Here is an 18,417-nt window from a genome sequence, read left to right as displayed (position 1 = left end):
GCAGGCTTTATATTGTCGCCCCGATTTAGCGGAGAACCAGCATGTTTCAAGCTTCGAGAATTCGTATCCTGTTATTGATCGCCTACAGCGTTTTGATGATCCTTGGTGGTCACTGGGTATGGAATACGAGCCATCAAAGTTTGTTAAATGATCACCAATCTAACTTAGACCGCTTTTCCGTCCACATTGCCAGCCAATTGGATAAGTTTGCCCATATTCCTGAGCTGCTTTCAAAGGATAAAGAGCTGGTTGATGCCCTGCACTCACCAAGCAACACTGCTCAAATAGAACTCACCAACCGCTATCTAGAGCACGTCAACACTGTGATTCAGGCGTCTGACACCTATTTGTTGGATAGCATCGGTACCACTATCGCAGCCAGTAACTGGAACCTAAAACATTCTTTTGTTGGGCGTAACTTTGCCTTTCGCCCTTATTACCAACAAGCCATTCAAGGACATGAAAAGCAGTACTTTGCTTTAGGTTCGACTTCAGGAAAGAGAGGCTACTATTACTCTTATCCTGTTTCTTATGCTGCTGAAATCATTGGCGTAATTGTGGTAAAAATGGATTTATCTTCGATAGAAGCAAGCTGGCAAGGCAAACAGAGCTTTTTTGTCGCGGATGATAAAGACCAGATTATCTTTATGTCGAGCAATCCTGATTGGTTATTCAAAAGTCTTCAGCCTCTCGATGATGCACAACAAGCTCGCATTCGGGAGAATCAGCAATACCTCGATACCCAAATTGAAAGCCTCCAATTTTCTGGAGATCTAGAGGACGTAACCAGCAGCATTCGTTCATCTCATCCTTTAGTTAGAGAAAAGTTTTTCACCTCTTCACGCTTTTTACCTGACCCTGGATTAACGGTCAGGGTCTTCTCTCCTACACACTTGGTTTGGTGGGACTTGGTCGCCTACATAGTGGTATTGAGCTTAGTATTCGCGATCATTTATCTGGTCATTCAACTTAACCTTCATCGCCAACACCGACGCGCTCAGATAGAGCGACTACAGTCTGAAGCTAACCAAAAGCTTGAGTTTCAAGTGCTAGAAAGAACCTCTGAGTTGCATGGAGAGATCAAGCAACGTATCGAAACCGAGCGAGTATTGAGACACACCCAAGACGAGCTCATTCAAGCAGCCAAGCTAGCAGTATTAGGTCAGATGTCGGCCAGTATTAGTCATGAGTTGAATAACCCTCTCGCGGCCATTCGCAGCTACGCCGACAATGGGCGACTGTTTCTGGCCAAAGAGAAAATAGATCGAGTCGATGACAACTTATCGCGTATTTCAGCACTCACCGATCGTATGGCGAAAATCAGCCACCAGCTTCGCTCCTTTGCTAAGAAATCGACTGCGGAAGAGCTGCACACCTTACAAATACTGCCCATTCTTCACTCATCTAAAGAACTGATGAAGCCACAGTTCAAAAGCGAGCGAGTTAACCTTAATGAGCTACCCGAAACCTTCGATGCCTGTGTACTCGCTAACGCTATTCAACTGGAACAGGTGATTATCAACTTGCTCACCAATGCAGTTCAGGCAATGGAAAGCCAAGACGATAAGCAATTAGCCATATTGTTAGAAATCAAAGAAACGGATGAGGTTAAAGTTAGCACGCTACTGATTCACATTGATGACAACGGGCCTGGCTTTACGTCTTCATCAAGCGGTAACTTTTTCGAGCCTTTCCACACTACAAAGAAGAACGGACTTGGATTAGGTTTATCGATATCTCAGCAAATCATCAGTGGGATTAACGGCAAGCTCACGACAGGAACCAGTCCACAAGGCGGTGCTCGATTTAGTATCGAGTTACCCGTTATCGAGCAACAGTAATAGCAACAGCAAGAACTGCAAAGACAAAAGAATAAGTACCAATACACGAAGCAAAAACAACAGACTGAGATTCGACCACTCCAATAAGGGCGAACTAAAAACTCAGCAATAATTAGTAGAAAAGAGTAAAGGAATAACTATGTGTCACGTCTATTTCATTGATGATGAATCCGACCTAAGAATAGCGATTGAACAGAGCTTTGAGCTCGCGGATATTGACGCCGAATTCTTTCCCGATGCGGAGTCAGCTTTGCTCGCGATTCAAGAGAACGGATTGCCTCATGTGATCATTACCGATATCTGTCTACCCGGTATATCTGGCCATGACTTGCTCAACACTGTCATGCATAAAGACAAAGAGATTCCCGTCATCATGATCACAGGACACGGCGACATCTCGATGGCAGTGCAAGCGATTCAAGACGGCGCCTACGATTTTATCGAAAAGCCTTTTGCCAATGAACGCTTAATAGAGACAACCAAACGCGCCATTGAAAAGCGCCAGCTGACCTTGGAAAACCTTGAACTCAAACGCTCACTCAAAGCCAGTAAAACCCTTGGGCCAAGAATCATTGGTGATACTCAATCCATGACTGAGCTTCGCACTGTGATTACCCATGTCGCCGACACCAACGCTGATATCTTGTTATTTGGAGAGACAGGCACAGGTAAAGAGCTGGTCGCGCGCTCCCTGCATGAGCAAAGCAGCCGCAGAGAACAAAACTTTGTGGCAGTAAACTGTGGCGCCGTTCCTGAAAACCTAATTGAGAGTGAGCTCTACGGTCATGAAAAAGGCGCATTCACAGGCGCAGAGAGTAAACGCGTGGGTAAATTCGAGTTTGCTCAAGGAGGAACCCTGTTCTTGGATGAAATAGAGTCCATGCCGATGCAAGCACAGATACGCCTGCTACGAGTATTGCAAGAACGCGTTATCGAAAGGGTGGGTTCAAACGGATTGGTACCTCTGGATATCCGCGTGATTGCGGCCACTAAAGTCGACCTAAAAAAGGCTGCTGAAGAAGGTACTTTCCGCCAGGATCTCTATTATCGACTTAACGTTGTGACCTTAGATTTACCACCATTAAGAAGTAGACAAGAAGACATCCCAGCCCTATTCCACCATTTCTTGTTGGTCGCAGCTGCTCGCTATGGCAAAACCGCCCCAGCTCTTCCACAAGCCGAACTACACGCCCTTTTAGCGCATGATTGGCCGGGAAATGTGCGTGAATTACGTAACACTGCAGAACGTTTTGTACTATTGGGTAAGCTTTCTCACCTATCAGATAGCACCAATTCAAACGCCCAAGAAATGTCTTTGGCCGAGTTGGTCTCCGACTTTGAAAAAAACACATTAAAGCAAGTACTTATCGAATGTAACGGCAGTATCAAAGCGACAATGAAAAGGCTGCAGCTTCCAAGAAAAACCCTCTACGATAAGATGCAAAAACATCAACTATCTAAAGAGTCATTTAAGGTAGAATCAAACTAAATTAGATTTGCGAGCAAGATCACCTATACTTATTTAATAACAGGATGTTATACAATAAATGTAATAAGGATATGGCTATGGGTGAGAAAACTAGAGTTCCTTCGATTAGCGACACTTTCGAGATAGATGGCATGTACTATACCGATGAACATCTCGACTTAAACACCCCAGAATTGGAAGCGAAAAGAGCGCTATACGAACAGATCAATCCTCATGTTAAGCGAGGAAGACATATAGATGAGGAGGTCTAAAGACCTCCTCATTTTTTATAGATTGAATTCCATGTCAATGAAACACTCAAACAACTACTTAGTTATTATTTCCGGTCCCATCAAGGTGGTTGGTAGCCATGTTGATACCCAAGGCACGTAAGTTACGATTATCAAGAACAGGAACATCACGCCAACCCACGGCAGGGCCGCCTTCACCACATTCATCATCGACATCTTGGCGACACCCGCGGTCACAAATAGGTTAAGCCCAACAGGCGGCGTTATCATGCCTATCTCCATGTTCACTACCATCATGATGCCAAGGTGGATAGGGTCAATACCGAGTGCAATCGCGATAGGGAAAACCAATGGTGCAACAATGATCAATAGACCAGATGGCTCCATGAATTGACCACCAATCAACAGCAGTACGTTCACGACAATCAAGAAGGTAATTGGACCAAGACCAGCCGATAGCATAGATTCTGTAATCATTTGTGGAATACGTTCTTCTGTTAGAACGTGCTTCAGAATCAGAGCGTTCGCAATGATAAACAGCAGCATGATCGTCAGCTTACCTGCGTCATACAGCGTATCTTTGGTATCTTTGTGGAAGAAGGTTTGGAACACTTTAACCAGTGCTGGCTTGGTGTTGTTCTTATCCGCAAAAGGCCCCATATCTTTGTAGATAAAGTTAGCGATAAAGAAGGCATACACCGCTGCGACTGCCGCCGCTTCGGTCGGAGTAAAGATACCGCCGTAGATACCGCCCAGAATGATGACAATCAGTAACAAGCCCCAGCTCGCGTCTTTCGCGGCTGAGAACATCTCGCCCCAACCCACAAATGGCTGTGCAGGAATCTTCTTAATGCGCGCCGCAATGTAGATAGCAATCATCAGCATCACGCCAGCCAACAGGCCTGGAATCACGCCACCTAAGAACATACGACCAACAGATACATCGGTCGCCGCTGCGTATACTACCATCACGATTGAAGGCGGAATCAAGATACCCAGAGTACCTGCGTTACAGATAACCCCAGCTGCGAACTCTTTTGAGTAGCCGTTCTTGATCATACCCGCGATAACAATACTACCGATTGCCACCACCGTCGCAGGTGAAGAGCCAGACAGTGCCGCAAACATCATACATGCCACAACAGACGCCATTGCCAGACCGCCGCGGAACCAACCTACCATTGCGATTGCAAAACGGATAATTCGCTTTGCTACACCGCCCGTAGACATAAAACTAGACGCTAAAATGAAGAACGGGATTGCTAACAAAGTGTAGTGACCCGCAAACGCGTTAAACAGGGTTTGCGCCACTGAAGCAAGTGACGCGTCTGAGTGCATCAACAAAAACAGAATACTGGATAAACCCAGCGAGATAGCAATCGGCACGCCCACCAGCATGAAAGCGATTACCATCAAGAATAGAAATAACATCGCCATGATTAGTCGTCCTTGCTTTTCGATTGTTGATTAGATGGCTTTGAGTCTTCCGTTTTCACGGAGTTTTGCGAATCCAAGATCGCTGTTGCGTCTTCGTCACTTCCCGCTTCTACTTGTGCTTTAAGCGCATCAAGATCTTCTTCCGCTTCGTGACCTGCGATCATGCGATCAATCTTGCCTGTCGCGACTTGATAAGCGATCTGCGCAAAACGGAATGTAAGAAGTGCCATACCAATCGGTAGTGCCATGTAAGGAATGAATCGAGGCAGTTTTTCGTAGCGCTCGCCTTCGTTGAGCCAATCAGCTAAGAACTGCAGCATCTCTGGCATTGGAATATCGTCGGTTTCGTACCATGCGCGATCGGTCGCGAATGGGTACCAGTAGTTCCAAGAACCAATCAAAAGAAGGATAGAGAACGCAAGGCAACAAGTGACAGCAATCAAGGCATACACTTTTCTAAGTTTCTCTGGTGCTAGGTTGATAACCACATCAACCCCGATGTGGAAGTGTTTTTTAACGCCGTAAGAAGCGCCAACCAACACCATCCACGCAAACATGAATACGGTGAGTTCCAATGCCCATAAAATGTTGTCATTGAACGCGTATCGAAAGACCACGTTCGCAAAAGTTAATAGGGTCATTGCACCCAGAAAGAAGGCTATTAAAGACTCTTCGATTAAATCGGTGACTCTTCCGACTTTGGAAAATAAAGACTGTTCCATTTGAGACTGTTCCATAAAATGCTCCGCTTATAATTGTTTTAATAGAGGGCGGCGGTAGGGAGCCGCCACCCAATAGCGGTATTACTGGTTAGAAGCCAGTGCAGCTTCGATTAGATCAGAGCCGATGTCTTTCTCAAACTTCTTCCATACTGGTTGAAGCGCTGTTACCCAAGCTTGACGCTGTTCTGGTGTCAGTGTACGAACCTCACCACCTGCTTCGATGATGTTGTTCTTGTTCGCTAGGTTAACTTTTGAAGACTCAGCGTTACGTGTCTCAGAAACTTCTTTAACAATCGTGTTTAGCTGTTCACGTACGTCTTTAGGTAGGCCTTTCCAGAAGTCGTTTGACGTTACAACTAGGTAATCAAGAATACCGTGGTTGGTTTCTGTTACGCCGTCTTGTACTTCGAAGAATTTCTTACCGTAGATGTTAGACCAAGTGTTCTCTTGACCGTCGATAACTTTAGTTTGCAGGCCGCCGTATACTTCTTTGAACGACATCTTCTGTGGGTTAGCACCTAACTGCTCAAACTGTGCAACCAGTACGTCAGACGCTTGTACACGGAACTTCAAACCTTCTGCATCAACAGGGCTGATAAGCGGCTTGTTCGCAGACATCTGCTTCATGCCGTTATGCCAGAACGCGAGACCTTGTAGACCACGACGCTTCATTGCATTCTTCAGCTTTTCACCAGATTCTGAGTTTTGGAAACGGTCAACAGCGTCAACATCTTCAAACAGGAACGGAAGGTCAAAAATGCGGTATTTCTTAGTGAACTTCTCAAATTTAGACAGCGAAGGTGCCGCCATTTGAACATCACCGTTTAACAGGGCTTCCAGTACCTTGTTGTCATCGTATAGCGTTGAGTTAGGGAAAACTTGCATACAAGCTTTACCGTTCATTTCCGTGTTTACTCGCTCTTCTAGTAAAGAAGCAGCAATGCCTTTCGGGTGCTTATCAGTATTTGTTACGTGGCTGAATTTGATAACAATTTCACCAGGATCACAGTTCGCAGCAGCATTAAAACTTGTGAGCGCAAGCGCAGATACAGATAGCAGGGTAAGAGGCTTAAACATTATTATTCTCCTTAGTAAACAAAGCAGCCCATCAATGGGAACTGCATGTCATCACTAAGGCAATTAACGAGCCAACTAGATACAATTATTTAACAAACCTTTAACCACAAGGCTTCGCGGATAATTAGATGAACCTAAAGAAAAACAAACGCATAAGTAATGGGTGGAAAATGACACATCGAATATTTGTAAATGGGTGGGAGTTGACCACTGTTTAAATGATGAGTTCGAAAACCAGAATGGACTTACAGGCTACTAAAGTAACTCTGTCGTAATGAGTGAATCATGCTCAGCACACAAGAGATTAAATCTAAAAAGAGAAAAGCGACCATAACGATCGCTTTTATCAACACTGATTCACATTATATAGCTGGAAATACCTGTGATATTTTACTATCAGTTCATCACTGCAATTGGGTCTGGCACCCCATCAGGATCATTATTTACCGTTCCATCTGTCGATGGTAATTCACCATCACCTAACCCACTCGCTAATATGACACCGCATAAGTGAGGCGCTGCCATCGAGGTACCATTGTAAGAAACCGTTCCTCCTCCCGCTTTGGTTGATAGCACATCGACTCCCGGTTGCGCGTAATCGACATCAAAACCATAATTGGAAAAGTAAGCGAAGCTATCGTTAGTTTCGCCAAATGCTGAGATAGTAAATATGTTTGTACCGTTAGTGCTCGCAGGCGTAAAACCACTCGCGTCTTGACCAGAGTTGCCAGCCGCCAGCGAGAAAAAGACCCCTTTTGATGCGGCAGTTAGGATTGCACTCTCTAGAGCCTCAGAATAACCAGCACCACCTAAGCTCATGTTGGCACAGTCGCCGGAATTACCATAACGAGCAACATGGTCAACACCGGCTATCACACCCGACATTGTACCACTGCCACTGTTATCTAAGACCTTCACTGGGATAACCTCAACCCCTGGAGCAACACCAATAACATCAAAGCCATCATCATACGCCCCTATTGTTCCAGCGACATGTGTGCCATGGCCGTTACCATCATTGGTATTATTTTTCTTGCCGCGAGTAAAGTTTGCACCCCGTGACTCGTTAACATTCAAATCTGGATGGCCGCTATCAATACCGGAGTCGATAACCCATGCGACAACAGTGGCGTCACTCATATCAACAGTGCCACCCTTTACTCGTGTCACTCCCCAAGGCGTTTGTTGTATCGCTCTCTCTGCAGAATCTCCCCCGCCCTTATTCGGGTTACCGCCTCTCGGAAATGCATGCATCTCAATATCTTGTTCAATATATTCAATTTCGGGAAACCTATTTGTCAGTCCCTTGAGTGCTTGCTGAGGGATTTTGACTGAAAAACCTTTCAATGCATGACTGTATTGATGACCAACCACACCTTTTCCGCTCGCCACTTCACGAGCGATATCATTAGCTCGAGATACCGACGTGCTTTCTTTAAGAACGACAATATAACTATCGCGCAGATCATGATTTACCACAGCCCCTACAGGAAAGGACAGAAGAGCAGCTGACATAGCCCCTGCTAGTATTTGAACTCTCATTTCCGACATCCTTGGTTTTCTATAATAATTTCCCGTAAAGCATAGACCCTAGTAATAGATTTGTCAGTAATGAGTTTTGTATATTGATATAAAAACACCCCATCAAATGATGGGGTGTTTAATAAAAGGTTATGATTTACAAGATTCTAGAAATCAATTCTTCTTTCCGTTTGCGCATCAAAGAATACCGCTTTCGACAGGTCAAAATGCAGCGGTGCCATCTGCCCTACCGACACTTCAAATTCCGGTGATAAGCGACACGCAACTTCTTGGTCGTTAACCTTTACCATCGCAATCGTATCTGGCCCTGTCGGTTCTAGCACTTCCAACTGCAAGTCCAGTTTAGTGGTTGCCGACAGATCATCACCTTGTTGCTCAGTAATGTGTTCAGGGCGCAGGCCAATCACCACTTCTTTGCCGTCTTGTTCACGCATGCTTTGCGGCAGTCGAATATGGTGCTCTTGATCCGCCGTACCAATAACCTTAATGATCGGATTTTGCTCCTCGTCGAGGTCTACCATTGTCTTGATGAAGTTCATCGATGGTGAACCCATAAAGCCTGCGACAAACATGTTGCTTGGCTTAGTGTAGATCTCTTGTGGTGTGCCTAACTGCTGCAATTCGCCATCTTTCATTACTGCAATACGGTCAGCCAGCGTCATTGCCTCAATTTGGTCATGGGTTACATACACAATCGTGGTATTAAGCTTTTGATGGAGGCGCTTAATCTGATGGCGCATTTCCACACGCAGCTTGGCATCTAAGTTAGAAAGCGGCTCATCGAACAAGTACAGCTTAGGACGACGCGCCAGTGCACGCCCCATCGCCACACGTTGACGCTGACCACCGGATAACTGTGATGGTTTGCGGTCCAGTAGTTGCTCGATCTGCAGCATTTCAGCGACGCGATTCACCTCAGCATCGATCTCGTCTTGAGGCATCTTGCGGATCTTCAAGCCGAAGGCGATATTGCCGCGTACCGTCATGTTTGGATATAACGCATAGGATTGGAACACCATCGCAATGTCGCGGTCTTTAGGTTCAACCTGAGCGACATCAACACCATCAATCACTATCTCACCCGAGCTAATGTTTTCTAGCCCAGCAATGGTATTCATTAAGGTGGATTTTCCACACCCCGAAGGGCCGACAAGTATCAAGAACTCCCCCGAATCGATACTAATGTCGATGCCCTTTAACGTTTCGTTGTCCGCGTTGCGATAAGTTTTACGGATCTGTTTTAAATCTAATGTTGCCATGGGTAATTATCCTTTTACTGATCCTGCCGTTAGGCCACGAACAAAATATTTTCCTGCGAAGACATACACCAACAATGTTGGCAGTGCGGCGATGATCGCAGCAGCCATATCGACGTTGTACTCTTTAACGCCCGTACTGGTGTTGACCAAGTTGTTTAATGCCACGGTGATCGGCTGAGTCTCCGAGCCTGAATACACCACCCCGAATAAGAAATCGTTCCAGATAGCGGTAAACTGCCAGATCACCGTCACCATGATGATAGGTGTTGAGATCGGTAATAAGATCTTGAAGAAGATGGTAAAGAAGCCGGCACCATCCAGTTTTGCCGCTTTGATCAACTCATCTGGAATCGAGATGTAGAAGTTACGGAAGAACAGCGTCGTAAATGCCATGCCGTAGATAACGTGCACAAGTACCAGGCCAACTGTGGTGTTTGCTAAACCCATCTTGCCCAGTACGGTCGCCATAGGTAACAACACCACTTGGAATGGAATGAAACAACCGAACAGCAGCAAGCTAAAGAACAGGTTTGAGCCACGGAACTGCCACTTAGTGACCACATAGCCATTGAATGCGCCCAGTAGTGTTGAGATAGCCACTGCTGGAATCACCATTTGGAACGAGTTCCAGAAATAGCCTTTCACCCCTTCACACTTCACGCCAGTACAAGCGCTGTCCCACGCTTTATACCAAGCATCGAACACCCACTCTTTAGGTAAACTCATCAAGTTACCCGCCTTGATGTCTGGCAAGGTTTTGAATGATGTCAGTACCATGACGAACAACGGCATTAGGTAAACCAAGCAGAAGAAAAGTAGAGCCGAATAGATAAACATTCGAGCAAAGTTGATGTTATTCATCATGACTTTTTCTCCCTAAGCTCAGAGTAAAGATACGGCACGAGAATCGCTAGAATACCTGCTAGCATCATCATGGCACTGGCAGCACCTAGGCCTATTTGTCCACGTGTAAATGAGTGTGCGTACATGAATAGAGCAGGAAGATCCGATGAATAACCCGGGCCACCTGCCGTCATTGCTGTCACAAGGTCGAAGCTCTTAATCGCAATGTGTGAAGTAATGATCACCGCGCTGAAAACCACAGGTCGCAAGCAAGGCAAAATGATTTTGAGATAAATAGTGGGTAAGTTTGCACCGTCAATTTGCGCCGCTTTAATGATCGAAGAATCGATACCACGCAGGCCAGCTAAGAACATCGCCATCACGAAACCTGACGACTGCCAAAGCGCGGCAATCACTAAGGTGTAGACCGCCATTTCAGAGTCAACCAACCAGTCAAATTTAAAGTCGGTAAAGCCCCAATCTTGCATCAACTTTTCAATACCTAGACCCGGATTCAGAATCCACTTCCACGCTGTACCCGTCACGATGAATGACAGTGCCATTGGGTAAAGGTAAATGGTACGAATCGCACCTTCTTGACGGATGTTCTGGTCAAGCAGAATCGCCAAACCGACACCCAGTACGATAGCAATCACCATGAATAGGATCCCAAACACACCGAGGTTGGTGATTGAGGTGATCCAGCGATCGTTTTCCATCAGCTTTTCATATTGAGCAAAGCCAACAAAATTGAAGCTAGGTAGAAATCGAGAATTAGTAAACGACAGCGCTGCCGTCCAGAATATATAGCCGTAGATACATACCACGGTCACCAACGCGGTCGGTGCCAGTACAATCTTTGGTAACCAATGTTGTAACCTGTCAGCAAAACTGGGCTTTGGTGCAGGCTGGCTCCTTGTCGGTTTTGGAGTCGACTCAGTCAAAACATGCTCCATAACTTTTCCTTGTTGCACAATTGAGCCAATGGCTTACCTCTCGGCACCACATCAGCATCACGCATATCAGAATTGAGGTGAAGAGCGGATAGGCTCCCTACGAACCTACCCACCCTGGGGGTTAGGGATAAGCAACATAGTCAGCAACTCGCGTTCTGTTCATGTTGCTTATCAGACTAGGTTAGATAGCCGCTTTTACTGCCTTCGCTAACTTAGTTGCTGCCTCTTTAGGATCAGCATCTTTCTCATTGAAGAAGTTGGTCACAACGTCATAGATAGCGCCTTGAGCATAGCTTGTCGTTGCTAGACCGTGAGCCATACTTGGTACAAGGTCGCCAGATTCCGCACTTGCTTTGAAGGTTGCCATTGAATCCAACGCACATTGGTCGAACTTAGACATGTCCATATCGAGGCGCACTGGAATCGAGCCTTTGTTTAGGTTGAAGACCTCTTGGAAGTCTTTAGTAAGAATGGTTTTCGCAAGATCTTGTTGCGCTTTTTGATTCTCTTTATCGCCTAGCTCGAAGAAGGCAAAGCTATCGATATTGAAGGTAAATTGGCCGTCAGTGCCCGGAGCTGGTGCACAGATGTAGTCTTTACCTGGCACTTTACCTGCCGCTGTAAACTCACCCTTCGCCCAGTCACCCATGATTTGCATTGCCGCTTCACCATTGATAACCATTGAGGTTGCTACGTTCCAGTCACGACCTGGAGAGTTGCTGTCGATGTAATCACGCATCTTTTTGAACTTGGTGAACACTTCCACCATTTTATCGCCAGATAACACGTCCATATCTAGATCAACGAACGCTTTGTTGTAGTCTTCACTACCAAGTACATCAAGTGCCACAGCCTCGAAGACTGTTGCGTCTTGCCAAGGTTGACCGCCGTGCGCTAGAGGAATAAAACCTGCAGCTTTGATCTTGTCTGCAGCAACAAAGAACTCATCTAAGGTAGTTGGAACCGTCACACCTGACTTTTCGAGCACTTCTGGGTTGGCCCAAAGCCAGTTAACACGGTGAACGTTCACAGGAACTGCTACGTACTCGCCGTCCCATTTCATCACTTTGGTAACAACAGCGGGTAGTAAGTCATCCCACTTTTCTTGTTTCGCGGTTGCATCGAGAGACGTTAGAAAACCTAAACCACCCCACTCCTGAATATCGTGACCTTTGATCTGCGCGGCAGATGGCGGATTACCAGATACTGCTCGTGTCTTTAAAACGGTCATTGCACTTTCACCGCCGCCACCAGCAACAGCGAAATCTTTCCAAGTATGACCTTGTTCTTCAATCATCTCTTTAAGTACTGCAGCGGATTTGGCTTCACCACCAGCAGTCCACCAGTGAAGCACTTCCACTTCACCAGCTTGAGAAAATGTTGAGGCAGCAAGAAGAGATAGAGTAAGTAGGGTTTTATTGATTTTCATTATAATCTTCCATGTTTAGCGGACTCGACGCCCGGTTCAATAAAGAGTCTACTTATTCTGATTTATAAGATTGAAACAAAAGGTAAGCCCAATGTAACACAATTGTTACATTACACTTCTAGACCACGTGGGATATAGACTTTGGCTTCTAAGCCACCTTGAGGGGAGTTGCGAATAATGAGATCTCCGCCGTGTCCGTGCAGGATATTTCGACAGATTCCGAGCCCTAAACCGTGCCCTTGATCGTCGGTAGCAAGCCTAAAGTAGGGTTCAAACACCAACTCAAGTTTGTCTTCTGGGATTCCTTTTCCGTAGTCCTGAATCGTTACGATAACCCACACAGAATCGCTACTGATATCAACCTTAGCGGATGTTCCGTATTTCACCGCATTGTCGATAAGGTTAGTCAAAACACGTTTAATCGCTAATGGCTTAGCGACTAGCGGCTCAACCACAATAGGTTCAAACTCCACTAAAGTTTGATGCTGGTTATGCGATTCAATAACCGAAGCAACCATATCATTAAGGTCAATAATGGCGTTGTTTTCGTGAAGATCTGTATCTCTTACCGCTTGCAGGGCACCTTTAACCATCATCTCGAGCTCATCCAGATCCTTGTTGAACTTCTCTTTCTTAACTTCGCTTTCCAACAGCTCAGCTCTTAGCCTAAGCCGAGTAATCGGTGTCTTTAAATCATGAGAAATAGCAGAGAAAAGATACTCCCTATCGGCCACATAGCGACGAATACGCTGCTGCATGCGATTAAACGCCCGAGTTGCCGTGACCAATTCAGTCGCCCCCTCTTCGTTAAGTGGCGGCTGCTGAATATCCATACTCATCTCGTTAGCGGCCCTTGCGAGCTTTTTAAGCGGGCGCACTTGGCGGCGAATCATTAGGTAAGTCAACACCAGTAGAATCAACGTTGATGAGAGTAAGAAGATCACCTGCTCACGACCGAGAATCGTGTCATCCAGTTTGACGTAGGGTGCTGGCAACAGCGCTGCAATGTAAACCCATTCATGACTGGCTAACTCAATCTGAACAACCAGTATCGGCGGATTAAGCGGCTCTAAGGTTAAGGTATGATGGGCCCACGATCGCGGGAGATCGCTCAAGTAGATATCATTTTTAAGCAAGCGAAGATGTTCTGGGCGAGAGAAATCGACACGAACTGATTCCACCTTATTAAGCTTGCTACTCAAGACACTCTCTATCGCTTCTATCGATGCGGTTTTTAAGCGAGTATCGGGGATTGGTTCAACAATCAAAGCCTCTTTATTGAAAGAGACGAAGAATCGCGTCCCCCCCATATTGCGGATTTGGTCTAACACGATGTGGCGATACTTGACGGGCAAAGACTGAAAGAAGGTCACTGTTGAAGCAAACATGTTCGCCATGCTCGACGAAGCCGAACGAATACCTTCTAGCTCTTTTTGTTTGGATTCGCTATACCAAATCGACGTTGCAATGCCTTGCGCGATGACAACGGCTAGCAAGGTCAAAAGCAAGGTTCGAGCAACCAAAGAGTTTGGCTTTAAACTTCTCAACCACTTCATACGCAGTTCTTCTTACTCAGTGCTCATAATGCACAGGCACAGCCAATATATAGCCGTTGCCACGCATTGTTTTGATGTAGTGTGGGTATTTAGCGCTGTCACCCAATCGGCTTCTCAAACGACTTAACTGCACATCAATGCCGCGCTCAAAAGGCAGTGCTTCACGTCCTCTGGTCGCAAAAGAGATGGTGTCTCGGTCTAGCACTTCGTTTGGGCGCGTTAGGAACAGCATTAACAATGAAAAATCACTGCCCGACAAGTCCATCTCTTCCGCACTTTCGTTGTGTGAGATTCGGTGCGCAAGAGTATCGAGCGTCCAATCACCAAAGATGATCTGTTTAGGCAACGCGTCACTCGGCTTGTCGTCAACCACTTGAACGCGGCGTAGCAATGCTTTGATACGCGCCATTAATTGGCGTGGGCTAAACGGCTTGGCAATGTAGTCATCAGCACCAATTTCTAAGCCAATAATCTGATCGGTTTCATCCGATACCGCAGTCAGCATTATGATAGGCACATTGGAATTTTTACGAATACGCTGACACAAGGTAAAACCATCGTCCCCGGGAAGCATTACATCGAGAAGTATCAGGTCAGGATAACCTTGGCTTTGTAGATGAGTTTCTAGTTCAGCCCCATCTCCAACCGAAGAGACATCGAAGCCCGATTTTGAAAGGTACTCTTCCAGCAACTCGCGGATTTCTTGATCATCATCCACCACGAGAATTCGAGTATTTGTTGGCATCGCCCAAACCTATAGAATTTACAACTTATTCACATAGTGTATAGGCAGGCCGAGTATTTGATTATTGATATGTTTGTAAAATTAGAAGAACAAACAGATAGAGATCACAACTAAGCGACCGCTATCTGTTGGTTTTGTACTGATAAGCCGAGTTAAGACGAGCAGCTGATCTCCATACCTTTACCCCACTCCGGTGGTAAGGCTGCTAAGTATTCGTAATCAGGGTGCTCTGCATACGGGTCCGCAAGTACCACCATCAGAGCATCAACATCGCTGCTATCACCACGTTCAGCCTTTTCAATCGCCAGCTGAGCCAAATAGTTTCTAAGAATGTATTTAGGATTTACCTGCCTCATCTTTTCGCAGCGCTCTATAGCAGAACTCTCTTCAAGCTCACAACGTTGCAAGTAGTTATCTACCCATAACTTCGCAGCATCACGGTCGATGACTAAATCAATGACTTCCTGAGCAGGTACAGTGTCTAGGTTCGACAGAGTTCTAAAGAACCTTGGGTAATCCACTTTGTTTTGCGACATTAACTCGAACATAGACTCAAACAAGCGGCTGTCACCTTCTTGCTTGGAGAGTAAACCGAGCTTTCTACGCATCAACTGACTAAAGTAACCATTCATTTGCGGCTCGTACTGTTCCAGTGCAGCTTCTAAATCGGCCCTTTCCACCAGCGGTGATAACGAGTGTGCCAACGCCGATAAATTCCACATCCCGATTCTTGGTTGTTGATTGAATGCATAGCGCCCTTGGTAGTCGGAGTGATTGCAGATCAAGCGTGGATCATATTCATCGAGGAAGGCAAATGGACCGTAATCGAAAGTTTGTCCAATGATCGACATGTTATCCGTGTTCATCACCCCGTGAGCAAAACCATTTGCTTGCCACAACGCAATCATCTCTGCGGTACGGTCAACAATTTGATTAAACATAGCTGCGTATGGTTTTTCTTCATCTAAGCACTCTGGGAAGTGCCACTCGATGACTTTATCGGCCAACAATTTATGTTCAACCAACTGATTTGTGTAAAACAAGTGCTCAAAGTGACCGAAACGGATGTGTGATTCAGAAGCACGCACCAACAATGCGCCCCACTCTTGTTTCTCTCGATAAACCGGCGTGTCACTGGTCATCATTGCCAACGCACGAGTCGTTGGAATATTCAGCCCTGCCATTGCTTCACTACATAGATACTCGCGCACAGTAGATCGAATAACCGCACGTCCATCTCCCATTCGCGAATATAGTGTTTTCCCCGCACCTTTTAGGTGTAAATCGAACGTTTCACCACTTTTAGCGACAACTTGAGCTAACAACAATCCTCTCCCATCGCCCAAATCAGGGTTATAAGCACCAAACTGATGGCCTGCGTATTTCATTGCTAACGGAGAAAATTGCTCTAGTTCCACATTGCCAGATAAAGTATCCAGCAATTCTTCTGAAGCACTCTCAAATGACGGAAAGCCAAGTTCAGTTGCAAGGTTATGATTCCATGAGAGCCATTGGACATTGCTTAGCGGTGTTGGTTGGATTGGGGTATAGAACAGCCGAGGCAGTGCAGTAAATCGATTGTTAAATGAAATAGAATCCCAGACAGACATGAGAGATACACTGTAGATAAAAGATAAATTAAGATTATCACAGTTTAGTAACAACTTCAGATCAGGTTATAGGGATAGATAGTTTCAGAGAAGGTTGCTTGCCTAATCGATTACGAAAAAGGCTTTGCTAAAGGAAAGAAGCAGTTTAGAAGAAGTTAAGTGGCTAAGCTGTTGAGAAGAAGTTAAGTGGCTAAGCTGTTGAGAAAAGCCACATTTATTGAAGACAGAGTTCTAACTTTGAAAACTTTTTTACAAGTATGTTCATAATAAAAACTGTAAATATAGAGCCATTAAGCTGACTACATTAGAGCAAGAATACCCACTAGAGAAAGGGTAGAGAAAATCCAAGTGCGGCTGATAACGCCAAAGTTGCTGTGTTGAATCATTTCTTGATGCTGCATATGCCTCTCCTTGAGAACGTGATGGTGTAACTACAATATATCGGCTTTTTGTTAAAAGCAGCAAGCATATTAATGTTAACCTTTTATGACAGCACCAAGAAGTTTCTGTAACTATTCACCCCTTTGATAAAACATAGCGTTAAGCTCGACTTGTCGTTGAAAGCAGTGCTCCAGCTCCAATAAATACGCCCCCTGTCACACGATTAAAAACCTTGGCACGACCTTTGGCAAACAACCAGTTCGACGACTTTGCGCCTAAATACGCGTAGACCAATAACCAAGACAGCTCCATCACAGCAAAGGTTGAGGCAAAGACGGCAAACTGCGGTAATAACGCAAGTGATGGGTCAATAAACTGTGGGAAAAGTGCGGCAAAAAAGAGAATCGCTTTAGGATTGCTAGCGCCGACAATAAAACCACTTACGTAGTGAGAAAGGATGCTCTCTCTAACAACTTTAGAATCTGATTCCTGACCCGGTAGTTGGTCATAATCTTGCTGGCTCGAGCGTAACGACTTCCATCCAAGGAAAATAAGATAAGCAGCACCCGTCCATTTAATGACGTTAAATACCACTTCCGAAGAGGCAATAATTACACCGAGTCCCGTAAACGATAGTGTGAGGATTCCGGTAATCGCTGTTAGGCTACCCAAGGCTGTAAATATCGACAATTTGAAGCCCGATTGCACTCCTTTGGTCATGCACAATAAAGAACTCGGGCCTGGGGATGCCGTCAAGATCAGCACGGCTAGCAGATAGTAAATCCATGTATCAAAGCTCATCGTGAATTCTCCTTAACTCACTAGAATATATAAAATTGCTATCCAATATGAATTAGATGTGCAACTTGATCAACTTCACCCCACGGCTTTCGTTCGCACTGAACGGCACTTCACATTATAAATGTGGCTATACGAGCAGCGTAATATTCTACCCCAAGCAAAAATAGTAAAACCTTTATTCAAAGATAGAAGCAAACTAGGTATGACTCGCCAAAAACAAAAAAGCCGCACTATGAACTGACCCCCAATAGTTGGACACCAATTATTGGGGGTCTTTTTATGTCCAAATATAGCCGAGAGCTAAAATGTATCATTGCTAAGCAATACTTAGATGGCACGTCATCTCTCTACTTAGCAAAACAATATTCAATTTCTTCAAGACAGATACGGTATTGGGCTCAAGTCTTTGCCATTCATGGTACTGATTCATTTTTGCCAACTAACCATGCGGCTACCAACTAACCATGCGGCTACTGCTCAGACAAAACGAAAAGCATTG

General features: G+C 45.4%; 16 protein-coding genes. 4 read left to right on the top strand and 12 right to left on the bottom strand.

The genetic code is table 11. The features are described 5' to 3' along the window. Window positions 1-41: 41 nt before the first annotated feature. From L1D55_RS16375 to L1D55_RS16365, 3 genes are all read left to right on the top strand, one after another. On the top strand, window positions 42-1,841 hold the full coding sequence (locus tag L1D55_RS16375; RefSeq protein WP_239918149.1) for an ATP-binding protein: 1,800 nt from the start codon (window positions 42-44) through the stop codon (window positions 1,839-1,841). 139 nt (window positions 1,842-1,980) lie between these two features. After that, the gene (locus tag L1D55_RS16370; RefSeq protein ID WP_239918148.1) at window positions 1,981-3,330 is read left to right on the top strand and encodes a sigma-54 dependent transcriptional regulator; all 1,350 of its coding nucleotides are present in this window, start codon (window positions 1,981-1,983) and stop codon (window positions 3,328-3,330) included. A 77-nt stretch (window positions 3,331-3,407) separates the two neighbouring features. Beyond that, on the top strand, window positions 3,408-3,581 hold the full coding sequence (locus L1D55_RS16365; RefSeq protein ID WP_239918147.1) for a hypothetical protein: 174 nt from the start codon (window positions 3,408-3,410) through the stop codon (window positions 3,579-3,581). Between the two features lie 54 nt (window positions 3,582-3,635). Here L1D55_RS16365 and L1D55_RS16360 read toward each other — a convergent pair whose 3' ends face one another. The 12 genes from L1D55_RS16360 to L1D55_RS16305 form a co-directional block, all read right to left on the bottom strand. Further along, a complete protein-coding gene (locus L1D55_RS16360) occupies window positions 3,636-4,997 on the bottom strand; it encodes a TRAP transporter large permease (RefSeq protein WP_239918146.1) in 1,362 nt (453 codons plus the stop codon). A gap of 2 nt (window positions 4,998-4,999) precedes the next feature. Further along, window positions 5,000-5,734: a TRAP transporter small permease gene (locus L1D55_RS16355; RefSeq protein WP_032549611.1), complete on the bottom strand. Its 735-nt coding sequence runs from the start codon at window positions 5,732-5,734 to the stop codon at window positions 5,000-5,002. Window positions 5,735-5,800: 66 nt separating this feature from the next. After that, complete coding sequence (locus tag L1D55_RS16350; RefSeq protein ID WP_032549613.1) at window positions 5,801-6,796, bottom strand: TRAP transporter substrate-binding protein; 996 nt, start codon at window positions 6,794-6,796, stop codon at window positions 5,801-5,803. A 396-nt stretch (window positions 6,797-7,192) separates the two neighbouring features. Next, on the bottom strand, window positions 7,193-8,347 hold the full coding sequence (locus L1D55_RS16345; protein ID WP_239918145.1) for a S8 family serine peptidase: 1,155 nt from the start codon (window positions 8,345-8,347) through the stop codon (window positions 7,193-7,195). 137 nt (window positions 8,348-8,484) lie between these two features. Beyond that, window positions 8,485-9,597 carry a sn-glycerol-3-phosphate ABC transporter ATP-binding protein UgpC gene (gene ugpC, locus L1D55_RS16340; RefSeq protein WP_032549615.1) on the bottom strand — a complete coding sequence of 371 codons (1,113 nt, stop codon included), beginning with the start codon at window positions 9,595-9,597 and terminating at the stop codon, window positions 8,485-8,487. Between the two features lie 6 nt (window positions 9,598-9,603). Beyond that, a complete protein-coding gene (locus tag L1D55_RS16335) occupies window positions 9,604-10,461 on the bottom strand; it encodes a carbohydrate ABC transporter permease (RefSeq protein ID WP_008218366.1) in 858 nt (285 codons plus the stop codon). Next, window positions 10,458-11,396 carry a sugar ABC transporter permease gene (locus L1D55_RS16330; RefSeq protein WP_239918144.1) on the bottom strand — a complete coding sequence of 313 codons (939 nt, stop codon included), beginning with the start codon at window positions 11,394-11,396 and terminating at the stop codon, window positions 10,458-10,460. Before L1D55_RS16330 ends, L1D55_RS16335 begins: the two co-directional genes overlap by 4 nt. 181 nt (window positions 11,397-11,577) lie before the next feature. Continuing rightward, entirely contained in the window at window positions 11,578-12,825 is a 1,248-nt protein-coding gene (locus tag L1D55_RS16325; protein WP_239918143.1) for an ABC transporter substrate-binding protein, read from the bottom strand. Between the two features lie 110 nt (window positions 12,826-12,935). After that, window positions 12,936-14,381 carry an ATP-binding protein gene (locus L1D55_RS16320; RefSeq protein ID WP_239918142.1) on the bottom strand — a complete coding sequence of 482 codons (1,446 nt, stop codon included), beginning with the start codon at window positions 14,379-14,381 and terminating at the stop codon, window positions 12,936-12,938. Window positions 14,382-14,397: 16 nt separating this feature from the next. Next, the gene (locus tag L1D55_RS16315) at window positions 14,398-15,126 is read right to left on the bottom strand and encodes a response regulator transcription factor (protein ID WP_239918141.1); all 729 of its coding nucleotides are present in this window, start codon (window positions 15,124-15,126) and stop codon (window positions 14,398-14,400) included. 152 nt (window positions 15,127-15,278) lie between these two features. Then, window positions 15,279-16,736, bottom strand: a complete 1,458-nt coding sequence (locus tag L1D55_RS16310; protein ID WP_239918140.1) for a YdiU family protein — start codon at window positions 16,734-16,736, stop codon at window positions 15,279-15,281. A gap of 540 nt (window positions 16,737-17,276) precedes the next feature. After that, window positions 17,277-17,918, bottom strand: a complete 642-nt coding sequence (locus L1D55_RS16305) for a LysE family translocator (RefSeq protein ID WP_239918139.1) — start codon at window positions 17,916-17,918, stop codon at window positions 17,277-17,279. Window positions 17,919-18,197: 279 nt separating this feature from the next. On the opposite strand from L1D55_RS16305, the gene L1D55_RS16300 reads away from it, so the two are divergent. Continuing rightward, window positions 18,198-18,380 carry a helix-turn-helix domain containing protein gene (locus L1D55_RS16300; RefSeq protein ID WP_239918138.1) on the top strand — a complete coding sequence of 61 codons (183 nt, stop codon included), beginning with the start codon at window positions 18,198-18,200 and terminating at the stop codon, window positions 18,378-18,380. Window positions 18,381-18,417: the final 37 nt, after the last annotated feature.

This window comes from Vibrio sp. Isolate22, from assembly GCF_022398115.1.
Classification (GTDB): domain Bacteria; phylum Pseudomonadota; class Gammaproteobacteria; order Enterobacterales; family Vibrionaceae; genus Vibrio.
This window is presented reverse-complemented; position numbering and strand designations above follow the sequence as displayed.

Coding starts and splice junctions, on each gene's coding strand:
- L1D55_RS16305 (WP_239918139.1), bottom strand. CDS start 17,918: ATGAGCTTTGATACATGGATTTACTATCTGCTAGCCGTGCTGATCTTG.
- L1D55_RS16300 (WP_239918138.1), top strand. CDS start 18,198: ATGTCCAAATATAGCCGAGAGCTAAAATGTATCATTGCTAAGCAATAC.
- L1D55_RS16320 (WP_239918142.1), bottom strand. CDS start 14,381: ATGAAGTGGTTGAGAAGTTTAAAGCCAAACTCTTTGGTTGCTCGAACC.
- L1D55_RS16310 (WP_239918140.1), bottom strand. CDS start 16,736: ATGTCTGTCTGGGATTCTATTTCATTTAACAATCGATTTACTGCACTG.
- L1D55_RS16375 (WP_239918149.1), top strand. CDS start 42: ATGTTTCAAGCTTCGAGAATTCGTATCCTGTTATTGATCGCCTACAGC.
- ugpC (WP_032549615.1), bottom strand. CDS start 9,597: ATGGCAACATTAGATTTAAAACAGATCCGTAAAACTTATCGCAACGCG.
- L1D55_RS16360 (WP_239918146.1), bottom strand. CDS start 4,997: ATGGCGATGTTATTTCTATTCTTGATGGTAATCGCTTTCATGCTGGTG.
- L1D55_RS16345 (WP_239918145.1), bottom strand. CDS start 8,347: ATGTCGGAAATGAGAGTTCAAATACTAGCAGGGGCTATGTCAGCTGCT.
- L1D55_RS16315 (WP_239918141.1), bottom strand. CDS start 15,126: ATGCCAACAAATACTCGAATTCTCGTGGTGGATGATGATCAAGAAATC.
- L1D55_RS16330 (WP_239918144.1), bottom strand. CDS start 11,396: ATGGAGCATGTTTTGACTGAGTCGACTCCAAAACCGACAAGGAGCCAG.
- L1D55_RS16365 (WP_239918147.1), top strand. CDS start 3,408: ATGGGTGAGAAAACTAGAGTTCCTTCGATTAGCGACACTTTCGAGATA.
- L1D55_RS16355 (WP_032549611.1), bottom strand. CDS start 5,734: ATGGAACAGTCTCAAATGGAACAGTCTTTATTTTCCAAAGTCGGAAGA.
- L1D55_RS16370 (WP_239918148.1), top strand. CDS start 1,981: ATGTGTCACGTCTATTTCATTGATGATGAATCCGACCTAAGAATAGCG.
- L1D55_RS16335 (WP_008218366.1), bottom strand. CDS start 10,461: ATGATGAATAACATCAACTTTGCTCGAATGTTTATCTATTCGGCTCTA.
- L1D55_RS16350 (WP_032549613.1), bottom strand. CDS start 6,796: ATGTTTAAGCCTCTTACCCTGCTATCTGTATCTGCGCTTGCGCTCACA.
- L1D55_RS16325 (WP_239918143.1), bottom strand. CDS start 12,825: ATGAAAATCAATAAAACCCTACTTACTCTATCTCTTCTTGCTGCCTCA.